At 45.6% G+C, this 18,300-nt stretch carries 22 protein-coding genes and 4 pseudogenes; 3 read left to right on the forward strand and 23 right to left on the reverse strand.

Annotated elements, in window-relative coordinates:
- Positions 1-9: 9 nt before the first annotated feature.
- Complete coding sequence (locus CJ483_RS02600; RefSeq protein ID WP_120031653.1) at positions 10-438, reverse strand: hypothetical protein; 429 nt, start codon at positions 436-438, stop codon at positions 10-12.
- Positions 439-705: 267 nt separating this feature from the next.
- Between CJ483_RS02600 and CJ483_RS02605 the strand changes: the two genes are divergently transcribed.
- Positions 706-1,047: a hypothetical protein gene (locus CJ483_RS02605; protein WP_120031655.1), complete on the forward strand. Its 342-nt coding sequence runs from the start codon at positions 706-708 to the stop codon at positions 1,045-1,047.
- Positions 1,048-1,153: 106 nt separating this feature from the next.
- Here the strand turns inward: CJ483_RS02605 and CJ483_RS02610 are convergent.
- The 3 genes and pseudogenes from CJ483_RS02610 to CJ483_RS02620 form a co-directional block, all read right to left on the reverse strand.
- Positions 1,154-1,881 (reverse strand): annotated as a pseudogene (locus CJ483_RS02610) (MOSC domain-containing protein).
- 36 nt (positions 1,882-1,917) lie between these two features.
- Entirely contained in the window at positions 1,918-2,979 is a 1,062-nt protein-coding gene (cobT, locus tag CJ483_RS02615) for a nicotinate-nucleotide--dimethylbenzimidazole phosphoribosyltransferase (RefSeq protein ID WP_120031657.1), read from the reverse strand.
- Positions 2,980-3,060: 81 nt separating this feature from the next.
- On the reverse strand, positions 3,061-3,666 hold the full coding sequence (locus CJ483_RS02620) for a histidine phosphatase family protein (RefSeq protein ID WP_182916941.1): 606 nt from the start codon (positions 3,664-3,666) through the stop codon (positions 3,061-3,063).
- Positions 3,667-3,930: 264 nt separating this feature from the next.
- Between CJ483_RS02620 and CJ483_RS02625 the strand changes: the two genes are divergently transcribed.
- Together CJ483_RS02625 and CJ483_RS02630 are read left to right on the forward strand one after the other, a co-directional pair.
- A complete protein-coding gene (locus CJ483_RS02625) occupies positions 3,931-4,113 on the forward strand; it encodes a CsbD family protein (RefSeq protein WP_120031661.1) in 183 nt (60 codons plus the stop codon).
- A 147-nt stretch (positions 4,114-4,260) separates the two neighbouring features.
- The gene (locus tag CJ483_RS02630; protein ID WP_182916942.1) at positions 4,261-4,716 is read left to right on the forward strand and encodes a DinB family protein; all 456 of its coding nucleotides are present in this window, start codon (positions 4,261-4,263) and stop codon (positions 4,714-4,716) included.
- A gap of 54 nt (positions 4,717-4,770) precedes the next feature.
- On the opposite strand, the gene CJ483_RS24330 is transcribed toward CJ483_RS02630, so the two are convergent.
- The 19 genes and pseudogenes from CJ483_RS24330 to CJ483_RS02715 all read right to left on the reverse strand — a co-directional run bounded on the left by CJ483_RS24330 (position 4,771) and on the right by CJ483_RS02715 (position 18,296).
- Complete coding sequence (locus CJ483_RS24330) at positions 4,771-4,914, reverse strand: hypothetical protein (RefSeq protein ID WP_182916943.1); 144 nt, start codon at positions 4,912-4,914, stop codon at positions 4,771-4,773.
- A 126-nt stretch (positions 4,915-5,040) separates the two neighbouring features.
- Positions 5,041-5,316 carry a YiaA/YiaB family inner membrane protein gene (locus CJ483_RS02635; protein ID WP_120031665.1) on the reverse strand — a complete coding sequence of 92 codons (276 nt, stop codon included), beginning with the start codon at positions 5,314-5,316 and terminating at the stop codon, positions 5,041-5,043.
- Between the two features lie 150 nt (positions 5,317-5,466).
- Positions 5,467-5,874, reverse strand: a complete 408-nt coding sequence (locus tag CJ483_RS24860) for an AAA family ATPase (protein ID WP_259455543.1) — start codon at positions 5,872-5,874, stop codon at positions 5,467-5,469.
- Between the two features lie 44 nt (positions 5,875-5,918).
- Entirely contained in the window at positions 5,919-6,332 is a 414-nt protein-coding gene (locus CJ483_RS24865) for an energy-coupling factor ABC transporter ATP-binding protein (RefSeq protein ID WP_259455544.1), read from the reverse strand.
- A gap of 23 nt (positions 6,333-6,355) precedes the next feature.
- Positions 6,356-7,132, reverse strand: a complete 777-nt coding sequence (cbiQ, locus tag CJ483_RS02645) for a cobalt ECF transporter T component CbiQ (RefSeq protein ID WP_120031668.1) — start codon at positions 7,130-7,132, stop codon at positions 6,356-6,358.
- Positions 7,129-7,422: an energy-coupling factor ABC transporter substrate-binding protein gene (locus tag CJ483_RS02650; RefSeq protein ID WP_120031671.1), complete on the reverse strand. Its 294-nt coding sequence runs from the start codon at positions 7,420-7,422 to the stop codon at positions 7,129-7,131. Before CJ483_RS02650 ends, cbiQ begins: the two co-directional genes overlap by 4 nt.
- Positions 7,423-7,425: 3 nt before the next feature.
- Entirely contained in the window at positions 7,426-8,121 is a 696-nt protein-coding gene (locus CJ483_RS02655; RefSeq protein WP_259455772.1) for an energy-coupling factor ABC transporter permease, read from the reverse strand.
- Between the two features lie 88 nt (positions 8,122-8,209).
- Positions 8,210-8,986 carry a uroporphyrinogen-III C-methyltransferase gene (cobA, locus tag CJ483_RS02660; RefSeq protein ID WP_120031675.1) on the reverse strand — a complete coding sequence of 259 codons (777 nt, stop codon included), beginning with the start codon at positions 8,984-8,986 and terminating at the stop codon, positions 8,210-8,212.
- Positions 8,979-9,619, reverse strand: a pseudogene (locus tag CJ483_RS02665) (precorrin-2 dehydrogenase/sirohydrochlorin ferrochelatase family protein). Before CJ483_RS02665 ends, cobA begins: the two are co-directional and overlap by 8 nt.
- Complete coding sequence (locus CJ483_RS24875) at positions 9,597-10,133, reverse strand: hypothetical protein (protein WP_259455545.1); 537 nt, start codon at positions 10,131-10,133, stop codon at positions 9,597-9,599. Before CJ483_RS24875 ends, CJ483_RS02665 begins: the two are co-directional and overlap by 23 nt.
- A gap of 38 nt (positions 10,134-10,171) precedes the next feature.
- Positions 10,172-10,993: pseudogene (locus tag CJ483_RS24880) on the reverse strand (cobyrinic acid a,c-diamide synthase CobB); the annotation flags it as partial.
- A gap of 30 nt (positions 10,994-11,023) precedes the next feature.
- Positions 11,024-12,151, reverse strand: coding sequence for a cobalt-precorrin 5A hydrolase (locus CJ483_RS02680; RefSeq protein WP_259455546.1), 1,128 nt, complete (start codon positions 12,149-12,151; stop codon positions 11,024-11,026).
- Between the two features lie 4 nt (positions 12,152-12,155).
- Entirely contained in the window at positions 12,156-12,920 is a 765-nt protein-coding gene (gene cobM / locus CJ483_RS02685; protein WP_120031683.1) for a precorrin-4 C(11)-methyltransferase, read from the reverse strand.
- Positions 12,917-13,620, reverse strand: a pseudogene (gene cobI, locus CJ483_RS02690) (precorrin-2 C(20)-methyltransferase). The gene cobM and the pseudogene cobI overlap by 4 nt, the downstream one beginning before the upstream one ends.
- Positions 13,617-14,834 carry a precorrin-6y C5,15-methyltransferase (decarboxylating) subunit CbiE gene (gene cbiE / locus CJ483_RS02695; RefSeq protein ID WP_120031685.1) on the reverse strand — a complete coding sequence of 406 codons (1,218 nt, stop codon included), beginning with the start codon at positions 14,832-14,834 and terminating at the stop codon, positions 13,617-13,619. The pseudogene cobI and the gene cbiE overlap by 4 nt, the downstream one beginning before the upstream one ends.
- Complete coding sequence (locus tag CJ483_RS02700; protein ID WP_481747707.1) at positions 14,827-15,936, reverse strand: cobalt-precorrin-5B (C(1))-methyltransferase; 1,110 nt, start codon at positions 15,934-15,936, stop codon at positions 14,827-14,829. The genes cbiE and CJ483_RS02700 overlap by 8 nt, the downstream gene beginning before the upstream one ends.
- Positions 15,933-16,580 (reverse strand): precorrin-8X methylmutase, encoded by a 648-nt coding sequence (locus CJ483_RS02705; protein ID WP_120031689.1) that lies wholly within the window; start codon positions 16,578-16,580, stop codon positions 15,933-15,935. Before CJ483_RS02705 ends, CJ483_RS02700 begins: the two co-directional genes overlap by 4 nt.
- Positions 16,570-17,361, reverse strand: a complete 792-nt coding sequence (gene cobK, locus CJ483_RS02710; protein WP_120031691.1) for a precorrin-6A reductase — start codon at positions 17,359-17,361, stop codon at positions 16,570-16,572. The genes CJ483_RS02705 and cobK overlap by 11 nt, the downstream gene beginning before the upstream one ends.
- Positions 17,358-18,296 (reverse strand): sirohydrochlorin chelatase, encoded by a 939-nt coding sequence (locus tag CJ483_RS02715; RefSeq protein ID WP_120031694.1) that lies wholly within the window; start codon positions 18,294-18,296, stop codon positions 17,358-17,360. The genes cobK and CJ483_RS02715 overlap by 4 nt, the downstream gene beginning before the upstream one ends.
- Positions 18,297-18,300 lie beyond the last annotated feature (4 nt).

Here is an 18,300-nt window from a genome sequence, read left to right on the forward strand (position 1 = left end):
CTCTTTCCCTTACTCTACTTCGACGATAAAACTTGCATATGGTTCTTTATCGACCGCTACACTTATGTCCCACAAACCTGGTTGATCAAATGCCAATTTCGCTCCGCTTTGCTCATTTTCAATCATGGCTTTATAAAGTTGAATCTTTTTTCCTGTCTCTTCATGAGTAGCTGTCATGCTATATCCCTCTCCGTTTATTCCCGTGGAGTCATCAAGAAAATAAAGCTGATAATGCCCGCCTTTTTCTACAGTAAATTCCGGCTCCCCGCTTTCTCCATTTAATTTAACCATCCCAAACTTCCCCTTTTCCCCGTAGAAAAGCTTGCCCTTAGCCTCAAATGTCGGGCTTGGCTCGGCTGTATTCTCCGCGCACCCTGTAAGTAACAGCACAAAAGCAAACAACAGCACACCGATGAGCTTTATTTTTACATTGTTCATTTCTCTCTCCCATTATTTTATTTTCAACCTCTCAAGTCCCCTTTTATCCGAGCGTCGAATGAATAAAAACCTCTATCGCATCATTTATATTAAATGCCAGCATTCAAGTGTTTATTTCGTTTGACCTTTTAAGACGTTCGAGAAAGACACAAATTTATCCTTTCTGCCGTTCGCGAAAAAAGAAATCTGCTTCTCATACGAATATTAAAGCAGTCATTCACATAAGAATGAGCAAAACTTCATGTTGGACAAGAAAGGAAGAATTCCATGAATAACAAGTTTAAGTTTATTCTATTGCCCATTCTTTTAATTCTCCTTATAGCGGCTTCAAGCTTTGATTTTTCTTCCCAAAAGCTTTTGGAGGAAAAAACTTCTTTAACCGCCGTGGAACCAGGAAGCACACCGGTAATAGCTGAGTCAAAAGAACAAAAAGAGCAGTTCCAGCCTAGGAATTTCAAACTGGAAGAGAAGTTAGTCAATCGCGAGGAGATAGATGATTATGTGGTTGAAACATATCGCGAATACGAAGTTTATACAGACAGCCAAGGAAACGTAACAGAAAGCATTCCTACTTCAAACTATAATTATATTCGCTATTATAAAGATTAAAGAAATACCTCCATTTGACGATCCTGTTGTTTAAGCACGCTCCTAGAAAATCCTTTATCTATAGTCTAGAGCGTTTCTTTTGCAGAAACGCTCTTTATGTTAGCCTCTAGTCAATCAAAAACACGTCATCTCCGACTTGAATGTCGCCTGTCTTCACAACAGAAGCATATACTCCGAAAAAGTTACTTCTTTCTTTTACGATAGTTTTAAGCAAGGAAGCATTTCTCTCAGCACTATCAGGGTCAACGGTAATAATCATACATCTCTCGCAATGCCTGTTTAATTGAATCTCCACTTCCTGCCCAATCTTGAGTCGTTTGCCAAACCAGTTTTCTTCAGCAAAAGGAATTTTATCTTTTAATGATAAAAGTAAATTAGGACGAAAACGCCTGTAATCAATCTCTTCTTCCCCCCACATGTCCATCAATTGATTCAAAGAAGCATCTGTCACCAATTGAATATGTTCCTCTTCAATGGCTCCTAAAGGGACGTGAGTGGGAGAATACACTACAGTAGAAATTTCCTTTTTTGCTCGTCCTTCGAGCTCTTTCAATAACTCTTCTTCCCCCAGTTCATAACCTTCCCCTCTGGCGTTGTTACCTGAACCTCAGGATATTCATCGTTTAGCTCTTCCCCCATAAACTTTGCTTGATAGCGAACCATTTCCGGAAATTGAGTAATCGTCAGGAATTTTCCTGCCCTGCTTTTATCTAAAAGTGCATGACTGCGGTCGCCATATAAGCCGTAGCCCATTATCTTGGTTTTCTGCACGCTCTCTCCGCGAAAGGACTTTACGGGATGCCGAACGATTTCCTTGATGGTACCGATTAACATATTAGTTCTCCTCTTCCTCTATTAATAGTTATGTTTTTATTTGTTAATAGTTATAGAAGCCGCTGTTTTATTCGAGACGTTTGCTTTGGCAAACGTGGCCATCTCTGCTGTCATGTTCACAGCCGCTTCTAATATTGGAAAAGCAACCGCAGCCCCGCTGCCTTCTCCAAGCCGCATACCTAATTGCAAAATAGGCCGTTTCTTTAAATACTGAACAGCCACTGAATGCCCTGGTTCAGCAGACTGATGAGAGACAATCATGTAATCTGACGAGACAGGAGCAAGCAAATGAGCAATACAAGCGGATACCGTGCAAATAAATCCATCGAGAAGGATAGGAATCCTCCGTTCTGCGGCTGCCAGCATCGCTCCAGCCATTGCTGCCATTTCCAATCCTCCTATATTTGCTACAAGGTCAATCGCATCTTGCGGATCAGGTTGTCTTCTATCTATTGCTTGCTTCACTACTTTTATTTTTCTTTCAAGCTGCTCCTTAGAAATACCCGTGCCCTGACCAACAATTTCTTCTGGTTTTATGCCGGTCAAACAAGCCAAAACTGCGCTGCTCGCTGTTGTGTTGCCAATGCCTACTTCTCCGACAATTAAACATTTCATGCCGGTCTCTATAAAACCTTTTGCTTCTTCATAGCCAACTGAAAGAGCTTGAATGGCTTCTTCTCTTGTCATAGCCGCTTCGTTTAAAAAGCTTGCCGTACCCCGCCTCACTTTTTTGTGAATGACCCCTTCATCCACTACATCAGCAGCCACTCCTACATCCACGACTTTAAACTGTGCGCCAATTTGGCGACTGAAGACATTAATTGCTGCTCCGCCGTTCACCATGTTTTCTACCATTTGAGCAGTGACCTCTTGCGGAAAAGCAGATACCCCTTCTTGCACTATTCCATGATCGGCTGCAAATACAATCACGCCGGGCGGCAACACTTCTGGAAACGGCTTGCCTGTTATTTTTGCCAGTTCAATCGCCAGATCCTCTAGCCTTCCAAGACTGCCAATAGGCTTCGTTAACGTGTTAATATAGTCAGATACTTGCCGGCCCATCTCTTCATTTAATGAGGGGATTTCAAATTTCTTCATCACATTTTCCTCTTTTCTTAATACTTATCTTGTCTATTGTCCACCGGGAAACTCTTTCACTTTTTGGCAAAATTCTATCTTTTATGACAATCGAGACAAGCGGCCTTGTCGATTTTCCGGTTCCTTATATGTATAGCTTGTACAGCTCCAATGATGCCGCCCAGTTTTACGCTCTCCCCTCCATCCTGCTCTTAATAGTTCCCGGGCAATAAACTGGTTAAAAACCCCGTGTCCTGCTAAGAGCACACGCTCGTGCTCTGCGGCTAACTGAATTAAGCGATTGCTTGCTTGGGCTGCCCTCTCTCTCGCCTCCTGTATTGATTCCCTCTTTCCTTTATATCCCGCCAGCCATCCGCATCTGTGGCAGATCGCCCAAAAGGACGGCGGCAACTTTATATCAAAAAAAGAAAAAGAAGTAACCGGCATTTCTGCTTCCCGAAAGAGCATATCCGATAAGATAGGAGCCTTTCCTTCTAACCTCTTTGCCGATTGGATCGAACGGCAGAGAGTACTAGTAACGATTAGATTCGCTTCTTGTGCTTGTAATTTCGTTGATTCCGGAACGGCGGTTTCTTGAATAATTCCAGCTTTATCATAATCATCCACCCATTTGGCAAAATCGGTGCAAGAAATGGGGAACCGATCAGCGTGCTCAGACTTTCCATGCCTCATCAGTATGATTTTCATCTCCTCACTTCCTTCTGCCCTTTGCTTAATGAACATTTCCCAGAAAATATTGTTTGAAAATTCTTTCAAATCTATTGATTGACGCTCTTTTGCAAAAACATTTTCTGTATTTATTTTCCTATACTGGATAGTTTTTTTCAAGGAGATCTATTTCAAATGTATTTTTTTACATTTCTTTTTTCAGTATGTTTGATCTATCTAATAGAGGGAATAAAGTAACTATTCTTCAATTTAAATTAATGATACTAGAATGGAGGTTTTATAATGAGAGACAATGGAATGGAAGACAAGCTAAAAGGCATGGGAAACAAAATGAAAGGTGAAGCCAAAGAAGCGTGGGGAAATATGACTGGTGATGAGCGAACAAGATCAGAGGGGAAAGTGGATCAGCTCAAAGGCAAATTCCAAGACACGGTCGGTAAAGCTAAAAATAAGCTCAATGGCTGATGCTTAAGAAAAATAAATACTTTTGTAAAAAAGCTGCTCTAAAATATGGAATATAGGAGCAGCTTTTTTGTGTGGGCAGTTCTTGAAACGGGCTTTTTTTGTTTTTTGTTTTATAATAAAAGAGAAAATGTAAATGGAGGAATGTTTATGGCTATTTGGGAACGCGTAAATTTTACACGCACAGCAACAGTAAACACATTAGAGAAAATTGATGAAGGTAAATGGGACCAGCAGCCTGAAGGCTTTCCCAATACGATCAGATGGAATGCTGGACACATTTATCTTGTCATGGAGGCCTTAATGACGAAAGCTGCTCCTGACTTAGAAACAAACATACAGAAATATGCTCCATTTTTCAGCCCGGGCACGAAGCCCTCGGACTGGCCGGATACTGTCCCATCGAAAGAAGACATTATCCACCTGCTTGTTGATCAGCAAAAACGGATGCAGCAACATTTAGACAGTCGCCTGTCGGATCAGCCAGCGAATGAGATTATGATCGGTCCGCTTAAACTCGAATCCATTGACGACTTATTGAACTTCCTTTTATTCCATGAAGGAATGCATTTAGGAGTCATTCAATCGCAAATGAAGCTCGTTTAACATGTAGAGGCTTGCCTGGAATCCACCTTTCCAGGCAAGCCTCTTATTTACGTTTTATCCCTTTATTCCTTGAAGCCATTCAGAGTAGCAATACTCACACATCATTTCTTCACGTTCTTTATTTTCATGAAAAAATGAGATGTAATGAACACGCTGCTGCTCCAAGTCGTCGTCACAATAAAAGCATGTTTGATTCATTCTGCTACCATCCCTTTTATACAAAATCTCTTCGTAAGACATCTTTATTTTTTCCGTTGCACTGCGAAAAATGACAGAAAAAAGATTCCACAAAGAGCGGATGGAAGCAAATTTGTTATGTTGTGGTTAGTCTACCTTTTTAGATATCGATGATATCCCTTGCTGCCTTTCTCTTTCTTGTTCAGCGATAATTTCATTATCTTCTGCGTTGTCTCGTGTTACTTTTTGCGTTAAAATCGCCCCAACTGCCACCAAAATCATCACAGCAATATAATATCCTTTTTCATTAAGCTGCATATCAGCATTATAAAGGCCGACGCTAAATAAGAAAACTCCCGCAAAAAACGTAAAATAAGACAGTACTGTAAAGGCCGTGGTATTTCTCCTTCTGTACTTTTGCATGCGGATGACCTCCTCAAAAATAATCCAATAGTCTTCCCTATTTACTTTTTCAAAAGAAAGACACTTTTCTTTATCATATCAATTCGAAGTCAAGATGGGTACCTTTTTATGGATGAACAGTTATTTTCTCCTATAAAAAGCGCATAACTTCTATTTAAGAAGCATGCGCTCTGTGAAAATATCTCTATCCTTCTTTTTTTCTTGTTTGATCCAGTCAAGCAGTTCTCTTTTGGATTTAGGGGCTGTTTCTGCTGCACTTTTCTCCTTCTCTTGCAGGGCGGTAAACACGCCGATAACCCAAGGCTGTTCCAAATAACACTCTTCCAGCAATTCTTTCTTCTTAAATATGTGGCCTGCCTCTCCGAATGCCCGAATGCCCCCTTGCTGCATAATCAATACCTCATCCGCCCACTCATAGGCAAAATCCACATCGTGTGTAGAAAGCATGACAGTCGTTTCCTCATTATGTAATTGGCTTAGCAGTTGCATAATTTTTTTAGCGTAATAAGGATCCAGTCCAGCTGTTGGTTCATCAAGGATAAGCAATCTTGGTTCCATAGCAACAACACTTGCAATGGCAGCTCTCTTTTTTTGTCCAAGACTTAAAAATGCGGTGGCTTATGCTGGAATTCAATCACGCCGGTTTTTTCCATTGCTTGCCTTGCCATCTGCTCTACTCGCTCATGATCCCATCCCAAGTTTCGTGGCCCATATAGGATATCTTCTCGAACCGTTGGAGAAAACAACTGGGTATCGGGATTTTGAAAGACTACGCCCACTTGTCTGCGCAACTCCTGCAGCTGTTTTCGCTTATAAATAAGCGGTTTCCCATTAAATAAAATTTCTCCTTCTGCCGGTCGAAGCAATCCATTCATATGAAGAAAAAGTGTGGACTTTCCTGCTCCGTTATTACCGAGTACCGCAATCTTTCGTCCAGGAGTGATTGCCAGCGAAACAGAGCTGAGTGCTTTTGTGCCATCTGTATAATTGTAGCTAACATTTTTTAATTCGATCATTTTAAGACATCCTTTGCCCGTTGTTAAAAAAGCACGCCGATGCTGCATGACAGAGAGAAGAATAGTATGGCAATCGCCCATGCATAAGGCCGAAGCGAGTATTCAATACTGTGCCGTTCCACTGCCTCTGCCCCTCCACGGGCGTCTGCGGCAAATTGCACTTCCTTTGCGTCTCTCATCGTCTGTACGAATAAATTGGCCGTTAAACTGGATAATGAATGGAGAGAAGAACGCCAGCCGCTATAGCCAGCCCGTGACTTTTGCGCTTTGTAGGTTTCCTCCGCTTTCGCTGCCAGCACAAAAATAAACCGATAAGTAACAGCAGTCAGATCAACAAATAATGACGGCAGACGCAAGGTGTACAGAGCAAAGGCGATTCCCTGAAAGGGCGTCGTCAAAATAAAAAAGTACATGCAGCTGACCGCTGAGTAGGCAGACAGACATAAAACAGTCGCCTGTTCAACCGCTGAAAGGGAGATGTAGACATGCCACCCTAAAACATTCTTACTCTCAATAAAGGCAACTGTATCTGTTCCGGCCGGAGCAATAGACACTAGGAGAGGAAGAATGCTCAATAGCAAAAAAACAAGTGGCAGACACAATAAAGCGAAATAGCGTCTCCAAGGGATTCCTGCACCCAATACAGCGATTAGGCTCATCAAAAAGAAGACAAAAACGGAAACGAAAAGATTTTTTAAAAATAGCACTAAAAACAAATGGGAAAAAGCAAACAACGCTTTTTCCACCGGATGCCAATCTGCGAGGCGATTATGATGAGCATAGTAATCGATCACTTTCATTGCAGGCGCTCAGCCGCTTTCTCTTCCAATTTCTTTTTCATTCGGCTGGAGCCGATAAAGTAACCGATAAATAATGCCCCGACAGCCGCCTGTAAAACAAACAGCAAGCTTTCCACTTCTCCGCTTGGCGGCTCCCATAAAGATTCAAACCAGGGCTTATAATCCGGGTTAATCTCTGTGATCGCTTCTTCTGCTTCGCCGTCAGCACCATTGAATTCAGCCGTTTTATTTATAATAAGCGGTATGACAGCGAGACCAACAACCAGTATGAGCAAAAGAATGTTTTTCATCGCTTAGGCTCCCTTCCCTACAATACTCAGTTGCTTTAATTCATTTTCATTATATTTCAGCAGCCAATTCATAACAATCACAGTGAGAATCCCTTCACATAAGGCGAGCGACACTTGTGTCAGAGAGAAAATGCCGGCAAATTTAACGAATGAGGCGAATACACCGCCTACTTCTGCTGGAAAAGCGAGCGCCAATTGGAGAGACGTCACCGTATATGTGCCCAAATCTCCCAAAAAAGCAGCTAAAAATACGGCTACTGCAAAACCGATGTTCATTTTCCGACAGCCTTTATAAACAGCATACGTGATAAGCGGGCCGGCTATAGCCATAGAAAAAGCATTGGCCCCGAGTGTAGTTAATCCGCCGTGAGCTAAAAGGAGCGCCTGAAACAACAAAACAATCGTTCCAAGGACAGCCATTGCGAGCGGGCCAAATAAAACGGTTCCGAGCCCAACACCAGTTGGATGAGAGCTGCTTCCTGTCACGGATGGAATCTTTAAAGCGGACAACACAAATGTAAAGGCCCCAGCAAGACCGAGCATCATTTTCGTTTCCGGATGCTGTTTAATTGTTTTTTGAATGGACCTTATACCAGCAGCGATAAATGGAATAGCAAGTACCCACCAAAAAAGCGCCCATTTTAAGGGGAGAAACCCTTCCATAATATGCATGGCAGCGACAGGCTGAATAGAACTCATCCAAAAATAACAGGCAAAAACGGCTGTCACGATCACTAATTTATTTAAGTTACCCATACTGTCACCTTCTAAGTATTTAATTTTTATCTTATAGAGTCATTGGCTGTTTGAGAATTTCGTCCTCAAACCAGCTGATTTTTTCTCTAAGCCCGACAACCTCGCCAACAAGCACAATAGCAGGATTCGTTATCTGATGTTCTTTCGCTTTTTGCTCTATCGTCGACAGCTCTCCTGTCACCGTCCGCTGCACAGCAGTCGTTCCCCACTCGATGAGAGCTACAGGCGTGGAAGGCTTTTTCCCATGGTGGATCAGCTGTGAGCATATATGGGGCAAATTGCCAACCCCCATATAAAAAGCAATCGTATCAATTCCCTGGGCCAGCGCCTCCCAGTTAATATGATCTTCACCTTTTTGCTCCCGGCCGTGTGCGGTAACGATCGCAAAGCTTGAGGCATGATCACGATGGGTTATGGGGATGCCCGCATAGGCAGGAGCGGCGATGCCAGCTGTAATGCCCGGGACAATTTCAAAGGGGATGCCGCTGTTGGCCAGCTCCTCCGCTTCTTCCCCGACCCGGCCAAACACACACGGATCTCCTCCTTTTAAGCGGACAACAATCAAACCCTGTTCCGCTTTTTCCACAAGGAGGCGATTAATCTGCTCTTGAATAAGTGCGTGCTTGCCAGGGAGCTTTCCACAAAAAATCAGTTCGGCTCCCTTCTTCGCATAAGCAAGCAATTCTTTATTCACAAGTCGGTCATAAGCAATAACATCTGCTGCTTGAAGGCACTCCATTCCTTTTACAGTGATTAATTTCGGATCACCGGGACCCGCTCCTACTAAAAACACTTTTCCTTTATTCATTATTTTCCCTCCAATCTGTTAATACCTCTTCAAGCAGTTGCTCTCTTTCCGAACAGGAAGCTGCCTTCGCTCTTTTTTCAAAAGCAGGACTGGCAAGTTCTTTAAACACCAGTTGCCGAATAGAGGGATCAGAAAAGGACTGTTTAATGGCAGCCCGGCATTTATCAAGAAAGGACAAATAAGAAATGTATTCATCATCGAACTGCTCTCTCAGCTCCTGAACGATCCTTTTGCTCAACGCCGGGCTTGCTCCATGCGTGCTTACTGCTATAGAAAGCTTATCTTTTTGGAAAGAAGCTGGCACGATAAAGCTGCTTTCCTCCGGATCATCTGCCAGGTTAACGAGCTGGTGGGGAGAAGTGCTTTTATTAACGAGCTGATTGGTTTCCCTGCTGTTCGTCGCTGCAATAATAATAAAGGCCCCACCAAATCAGATGGCGAAAACTCTTTTCTTAGCCACCTCACTCCGTTGCAGCCAAGCAGCTGACTCATCGCTTCCGACACCTCAGGGCTGATCACTTCAATCTGTGCACCGGCCGCTGCTAAAGAACGCACTTTTCGGGCTGCCACCGGTCCTCCTCCGACAACGACCGCTTTTTTGCCGGTAATGTTAAGCATCGCCGGATAAAGCATAGTTCTCACTCCCGATCGCCCGTTGTTCTTCTCTATACTTTTCACATGCCGTTACAAATCGCCCGGCTATTTCTGGCGAAGAAGCGAAGTGAAAGTGAACATAGCTGGCAGTTACATTGTTGAAAAGGCAGCCTTCTTCTTTCGCTCCTCTCCTTCCAACAGATTTCCAGGCTGTCGGCAGCGGATCTTCTGTTGAAAAGGTAGAATAGTGAAATTCATGGCCTCTGGCCTTTTCACCGACAGGCAAAAGAAAGTTCGGCCGCAATCCAGTTAATTCACGGTAACCAAGGGCTGCGAGCTTTCTCTGCATTTTCACTTTGCCTGGAATGACACCAACCATCGGATAAATGTGTCCGTCTGTATCTTCAATGGACTCCGTTAAATACATAAAACCGCCGCATTCAGCCAGCACTGGCAGTCCATTTTGCGCAGCAAGACGAATGGAGTGCTTGGTCTTTTTATTCTCAGCAAGCCGAGCAGCAAACTCTTCTGGAAAGCCCCCGCCAATATACAAACCGGAAACACCTTGCGGAACCGGCTCATCAGCAAGCGGTGAAAAAAAGAAAGCTCGGCTCCTTTTGCCTTCAGTAATTCCAAATTCTCTTCATAATAAAAATTGAAAGCAGCGTCTCTGGCAATGGCAATTTTAACGGTCGCCGCTTTATCCTTGGCAAAAATAGAGGCATCCTTTTCTTTGATTTTAGTGGTTTCTGCGATCTTCCAAATGCCATCTAAATCGAGCGTCGCAGTTATGAGTTCACCGAGTTCTTGGAACAGCTCGTCCAGCTCTCCTCTTTCTACCGACGGCACAAGACCGAGATGCCGCTCCGGAATAACCACTTCTATATTTTTCTTTAAGTAGCCGACAACCGGCAGCCCACACTCTTGTTCAATCGCTGCTTTTACGATTTGATAGTGGCTTTCACTCCCGACCCGGTTCGCAATCACGCCGGCAATCTTCCCAGCCTTGTCCATGGCCTGAAACCCTTTCACAATAGCGGCTGCACTTCGCGCCATGCTGGCACAATTGACGACTAATAAAACCGGACAATCAAGCAGGGCGCTAAGGTCCGCCGAGCTGCCCTCATCCGTGAGCGGATCCCGTCCATCGAAATAGCCCATGACTCCTTCCATAATAGAAAGTTCAGCCCCGGACGCTCCTCTGGCATACACTTCTCTTACCGTTTCTCGATCCATCATCCAGCTGTCCAAATTTCGGGACGGCCTGCCGGTAACCGCTGTATGATAAGCCGGATCAATATAATCCGGCCCGCATTTGAACCCTTGCACGATGTGGTCCCGTGCGTGAAAAGCCGCCATTAAGCCAAGCGTGACCGTTGTTTTGCCTGCTCCGCTGCTTGTTCCGGCGATCATAATTCTTCTCTGGCTCACCTTTCTTCCTCCTTACTGATAGGAAATGAGCCCGACCGAAATAGTCACATTTCCTGATTTCTTTTTTGCGAGCAGCAGCTGATCATTTCTGCTGTAAAGCATAGCGGCCGGTTCACTGACACCGTAGGCGCCGGTGAACTTATAGACCGTGTCCGACGGCTGAGAAATTGCTTTTTGGTTCAATTCTTCCGGCTTATAATAAACAAATTCCCAACGGTGTTTTCGTGCTACTTCAAGCAGCCCAACCTCATCTTTTTTCAAGTCGATCGTTGCGATCGCCTTGACACTTTTGATGCTTACCTTCAACTCATCGAGCGTCGTGCTGATGACCTGCTCAATCTCTTCTGCCGATGTGCCGCGGTTGCAGCCGATGCCGAGAACGAGCACCTTTGGCCGAAATAGCACGCCATTCGTTAAAATCGCCTCTTCTGCTTTTTCCAGCTGCCGATGCGTGACAACAAGAGCGGCAGCTGGATTTTCAGCGATCGCTTTCTGGATCGAGGAAAAAACATGAATCGTATCCGGCATCGGCGTATCATGCATCCACCAATTTTTCTCTCCGCTTTCCTGCACAACTGCTACCTTTTCTTCATTCACTACCGCTGCGCTCACCGGAGTCAGCTTTTCATCCGATTCCCATACCCAGCCGAAGCGGCGGCCAAATAAATCAACTGGAATTGTTTTTTGCACATCAGAAGCTGTTGTCACTACCGGATAGGCTCCGATTAATGTGGCGACTTCCCGCGCCAGCTCATTCGCCCCGCCGATATGTCCTGAAAGAACACTGATTACGTGCTCCCCTTTATCATCAACGACGACCACACCAGGGTCCGTCTTTTTATCCTTCAGGATAGGAGCAATCATCCGGACGACAGCCCCCAAAGAGATGATGAGAATCAACCCCCGGTACTTGGCAAATAGCTCAGGCAGCAGCAAACGGACAGAACCCTCGAACAGTGTAATCCCCCGTTCTCCTTCATCGCCCTGCTCAAACTTTTTCATATAGTAAAGATCGCTGCCCGGAAAGACGGCGTTGATCTTTCTGGCAAGCTGGGTGCCGTGCTTTGTAATCGCTACAACGGCATAGTCCCCTCTTGCTATCACCTTAGGCAGATGGTCTGTTTCTGTTTTTACAGTCACGACTTCACCCCCGGCGGTAGCCGTGCGTGAACTCTTTGTCATACAATTTGGAGCGGAAATCCTTTTCATGAATGGCAGGATCAAGCGCCCAGCCTGCTAAAATCATCGCTTGTTTGCGAATGCCGTTTTTTCTCATATCCTCATCCAGATTCTCTATAGTCGTACGGACGATTTTTTCATCCGGCCACGTTGCTTTGTAGACGACTGCCACCGGCGTTTCCGGTGCCCAGCCGGCGCCCATTAATTCTCTCATAACTTTTTTCGTCAGCGTGGCGCTAAGGAAAAAAGCAATCGTGCAGTGATGCTTCGCTAAATCAGCTAGCTTTTCTCGCTCCGGAACTGGCGTGCGTCCTTCCGCTCTCGTTAAAATAACGGTTTGTGTCAGATCAGGAATCGTTAATTCCGCGCCCGCACTAGCCGCCGCTGCAAAGACCGAGCTGACACCGGGCACAATTTCAATTTCGACGCCTTTTTCTTTTAAGAGCGCCATTTGCTCCATAATCGCCCCGTATACAGCCGGGTCCCCGGTATGAAGCCGGACGACTTTCTTGCCCGCCTGCAAATGATCGATCATTGTGTCAACCATTTCTTCCAAATGCATACCGGCCGTCTTTAAAATTTCCGCTTCCGGTTTCGCTTCCCGGAACACTTCTTCATTGACAAGGGAATCCGCGTATAAAATGACATCCGCCTCTTTAATGAGTCGAAGCCCTCTCACTGTAATCAAATCTGCCGCTCCCGGGCCCGCTCCGACGATAAACAGCCTCATTTTCTCACCACCATTAAAGTCAGATATTCCGGCTCCGCGCCTTCCAGCTCTTCCATGCTCCAAACAATTTCTTCTTCTGATGTTACTTTGGAAACGACTTTTGCCTTATCGGTTAAGTCTAGCTCTTTCAAAATACGAAGCATTAAATCAATCACTTTCGCCACTTTAATGAAAATGACGCAATCGTGCTCTTCAATCGCTCTTTTCATTGCCTCATAGTCATCCTTCGCCGGCACAATAGCAACGAGGTCATCTCCATCCGCGAGCGGTAGTGATAGCCGTGCTGCGGCTCCGTTGATAGAGGAGATGCCCGGAATGACTTTCATGCTGACGTCCCCGTAGCGCTCCTTCATCACATTCATCATATGTATAAACGTACTGTAGAGAAGCGGGTCCCCTTCGGTAATAAAAGCGACATCTTTTCCTTCACTCAGCTTTTCCCATACCGCTTCCGCTGTCGCATTCCATTCTCGCTCCAAAATCGCTGGATCCTTCGTCATTGGAAACACGAGGCCGAGCATATCCTTTTCGGATGGATTCACATACGCATCGATGATTTTTCGTGCATAGCTCTTGCTGCCTTTTCTTTTTTCGGATAAGCAATAACGGGCGATTCCTGTAATGCTCGAAAAGCTTTCACTGTAATCAGTTCCGGATCGCCGGGTCCTGCACCTACCCCATATAATGTGCCTGTCGTCATGACTGGTCCTCCTTCTGCCTCTTTGCTGTAATGATGTAAATCGGGTTCAATCCTTCCATTCTCGTTAAATGCAAAATCGGTTTGCTTCTCGCTATTTGGGCGAGTGTGATATCTACTTGAAAGCCACGCTCTTTAAGTGCCTGCTGCGCCTCGTATAAATTTTCAAGGGTCACGACATTCATCACAATCGTCCCATCGTCTTTTAAACGGCTGCAGCACTCGTCAAAAATCCCATTGATATTTCCAGCGGTTCCGCCGATAAACACCGAATCCGGATCAGGAAAGCTTTCTAGTCCATCCGGTGCTTTACCATGCACTGCGGTAATGTCTGTCCGGAACTTTGCAAAGTTTTCTCTGGCATTTTCAAGATCCTCTTCATTCTTTTCAATGGCGTAGACCGCCCCTTCTGAAGCAATTTTGGCCGCTTCAATGGCAACTGAGCCGGTACATGTACCGATATCCCAAACAATGCTGTTTTCATGAAGATTCATTTGGCCGATGGTAAGGACACGAATTTCCTTTTTCGTCAGCAAGCCCTTATCCGGCTTTCTTTGGGCAAACTCTTCATCAGGAATGCCAAGAGGCCATTGTTTCGGCTTCTCTACCTGCTTTAAAATCACTACGTTCAACGGTGAGAATTCCGACTTTTCCATCTCCGCTAATGACAGCCAGCGGCAGCGTTCCTGTTCGCCGCCAAGGTTCTCAGCTACGAATGCTTGATACTCATTCATCCCGAAAGATGTTAAATACCGGGCAAGCGCCTGAGGAGAATTGACCTCATCCGTTAACAAAGCGATCTTTTCCTTGCCGTCAATCCGCTGGGCAAGACCCGTGATTTTCCGGCCATGCAAGCTAATGACGGCTGCATCGCTCCAGCTTTCGCCCATCCTGGCAAAAGCGAGCTGCACCGAACTCGGCTGCGGGTAAATATCTGCTTCTGCTTCTTTGGATAGATAACCGCCGACCCCATAAAACAGCGGATCACCGGAAGCAAGCACGACGACTTTTCCTTGCTGCGGTTTTTTCAGCCTTTCCTTTAATTCCCGCAAATTTCCTTTAATCGTGAAGGTCTCTCTCGCATAGTCAGGAAAAAAGGCGAGCTGCCGTTCCCCCCCGGCTAATAAGTCCGCCTCGTTGATCCACTTTTCATAAAGAGCCGGCAAGCCTGTCCGGCCGTCGTCCCCTATGCCAATAATCTTTATTCGTTCACCCATGACGCTCCGCCTTTCCTAAACATTCACCTTTAAACGTGTATAAAGTGGTTTCGATCTCCATTCCGCCGCCTACTTCCTTGAGCGCATGCTCGCAGCAGCTGGCACAAAGAATATCAAAAAAGCGATAATGACCGGCTGCCGCCATTAACTCCCCGGCATGAGAAGCCGTATTGGCTCCTCTGACTTCTTCCACTTCCTCCCGAGAAGCCCCGGCCTGCAGTGCTGTTTCAGCCAAGAAGTTAAAATCAACAGGGGCACTTTTCGAATGAACCATCATGACTCCCTGGGCGACCTTGGAAAACTTGCCCATCATGCCGACCATGGATATTCGCTTAATGCCCAGTCGTTTGCAATGCTTCAAGGTAAACCCGATAAAGTCACCCATTTCAATAAATGCTTCTTCTTTCAATCCCGGAAGCTGCTGGATTGCATATTTCTCGCTGCGCCCACCCGTTGTAATAGCCACATGGTCACAGCCGCCAGCCCGCGCTACTTGTATCGCCTGAATGATGCTCGCTTTATAAGCGGCGGTGGAAAAAGGCATGACGATCCCACGTGTCCCTAAAATCGAAATGCCTCCGATGATACCTAACCGCCCATTGAGCGTTTTTTTCGCCATCTCTTCCCCGCCAGGAACCGAGATAATAATTTTTAAGCCTTCCGTCCGCTTAAAATCCGCTAAGATTTTTTCCGCTTCTGATAAAATCATCTTTCTTGGTACCGGGTTAATCGCTGCCTGGCCAACTTCGACCGCAAGACCTGGCTTCGTTGCCCGGCCTACCCCTTCCCCGCCGTCCAGCTCAATGCCGGGTTCTTTTTTTAAAATGACTTCCGCATAAATAATGGCTCCATGTGTAACATCCGGATCATCGCCGGCATCTTTTTTTATGGATGCTATCGCCCGATCTTCCTTTACTTCGCACTGCTCAACAGCAAAAGTGGCGAACACCTTGGCCGGAAGATAGATGGTGGCGGTTTCTTGTTTTTCCCCGGACAGCAGTGAAACCAATGCCGCCTGGACAGCAGCGGTCGCGCAGGCACCGGTCGTATAGCCTTTTCGAAGCGGCTTCTCTTCTTTCTTTTCTTGCGTTTTCATTGTCATGCTTTTTGCGCAAGCAGGGACAAAGCGTTGACAGCAGCAACAGTCACTGTGCTTCCGCCTTTTCTTCCAATGTTCGTAATATAAGGAATATCTAGCTTGGCCAGCTCTTCTTTTGATTCAGCCGCTGAGACAAAGCCGACAGGCAAACCAATGACAAGGCTTGGCTTGGCGATTCCCTCTTTCACAAGACGAATCAGTTCAAGCAAAGCGGTTGGTGCATTGCCGATGGCATAGATACCACCGTCCGCTTCCGCTGTCGCTTTACGCATCGAAACAATCGCTCTTGTTGTATTTAATCGCTTCGCTTCCTCCATTACGTCTTCATCAGAAATATAGACGTGGATGCTTCCGCCAAATTTTTCGATTCTCGGCTTGCTGACACCTGATTGCACCATTTGCACGTCACAAATAATTCGTTCTCCATTCCGGATGGCCTGGATGCCCGCTTGAATCGCATCCGGGTGAAACAGCATGCTTTTTCCAAGCTCAAAATCAGCTGAAGCATGTACAACACGCTGCACGACTTTGTATTCTTCATCCGTCAGCGAATGCGGGCCAAATTCTTCTGTAATAATGTCAAAGCTAAGTCCTTCAATTTCCATTGGTTGAACCGTTTCCGGTTTAAATTCTGTTTTAAAATCCAATTCGTTCTCCCCCTCTAATCTCTAATTTATGAAGCATGTTCCGTACTTCTTCGAAGCTCGAACAACGGTTTTTATAGTCAATTGCCGGCCGCTCGATGACAATCGTTTCAATGCCAAGCTCTTTGGCCGCTTCAATTTTCTGATCAACTGATCCTCTTTGGCCGCTCGCTTTCGTGACCATGCATTTTACGTCATATTGTTCATACAGCGCCTGGTCAAAAGCTTTTGTGAATGGCCCTTGAATGGCGACAATGTTTTTTTGCGGCAGGCCAAGCTGTTCACATTTCTCCATATTGTCTTTTCGCGGAAGCATCCGGCACACAAGGCGAATGTCCTCCATTGGCAGCAGTTTTTCGGTAAAAGTCGCCAATGTCTTACTTCCGGTTGTCAGCATAACCGTTCCTTTTGTCTTGGCTGCTCTATCTGCCGCTTCCTCGTACGTAGACACATATGTAATGAGCGGCGATTCTGTAAAGCTCTGCTCTTTTCTTTCAAAACGAATATAAGGAACAGCGGCCTGTTCTGCAGCTTCCATCGCATTTTTGGATGCTTCTTCTGCAAACGGATGGCTCGCATCGACAACGGCCGATACCTCTTTCTTCAATACGAATGCCTGCATTGCTTCTGCATCCATGCGTCCGGCAAATGCCGGAACGTTTACCTGCTTCAGCTCTTTCGCCGCATTCTCTGTTACAACGGAGGCAATCAGCGGATAGCCATCCTGCTGCAAAGCGACCGCAAGCTCCCGTGCATCGCTTGTTCCCGCTAAAAAGAAAATCATTTAACTGTTGCCGCCTCACTTTCTTCTCCGTGGCTATGTTCATAGTGGTGATCATGGTCGTGATGATGATGATCATCATGATCATGGTGATGGTGATGATCATCATGATCATGGTGATGGTGATGATCAATGTGCTCCATCGCCTCAAAGCGGTATTGACATGTGTCACAATTCATATACACTTCGCCTTTCAGCACTTCTTCCACCCGGTCTTTAATGACAGTTTTTAACTTCGGATGGAAGCCAAAGTATTCTGCCAGAGAGAAAGAAACTCCCGGATAGGCGAGGCAAAATTGTTCCGTCATGCTCTCCAAGCGCTTGATTAACACACCGGTAAACAGAAAGTAGGGAAGAATGATCACTTTTTCGGCGCCAAGACGGATCGTTTTCTCTACTGTTTCCTCCAAGCTTGGTGAAGTGACGCCAATAAAGGCCGTCTCAATGATGGGAACAGGCAGCTTTTCCCATAACAGTCGGGTAATTTTGAATAAATCACTGTTCGCATCAGCATCGCTGCCACCTCGTCCAAGCAGGATAACAGCCGTCTGCTCGTCTGATCCTTCTTTGTATTCACCCGTTTCCAACACGCGGTTTTTACAAATATCCACCGCTTCATAGTGAATGCCAATTGGTTTGCCGTAAGTAAATTGGACGGCAGGGTATTTCTCCTTCGCTTCGTCGATCTCGTGAGGAATATGGATTTTAGAATGGCCCGCTGGCAGCAGCATGAGCGGGACAAGCGCAACAGATGTTGCTCCTTTTGCAATACATGTATCGATCCCTTTAGCAATGTTCGGCCGTTCAAACTCTAAAAAACAAGTTTCATAGATTACATTCTTTGCGAGCTCCGGGACAAGCTGATCGATAAATTGTCTGATTTGTTCATTTCCTTCTGGGTCCCGGCTTCCATGGCCGACAAATAAAATTGCCTTCATACTT

The sequence above is a fragment of the Bacillus sp. PK3_68 genome, assembly GCF_003600835.1.
In the GTDB taxonomy this organism is placed as follows: Bacteria; Bacillota; Bacilli; order Bacillales; family Domibacillaceae; genus Pseudobacillus.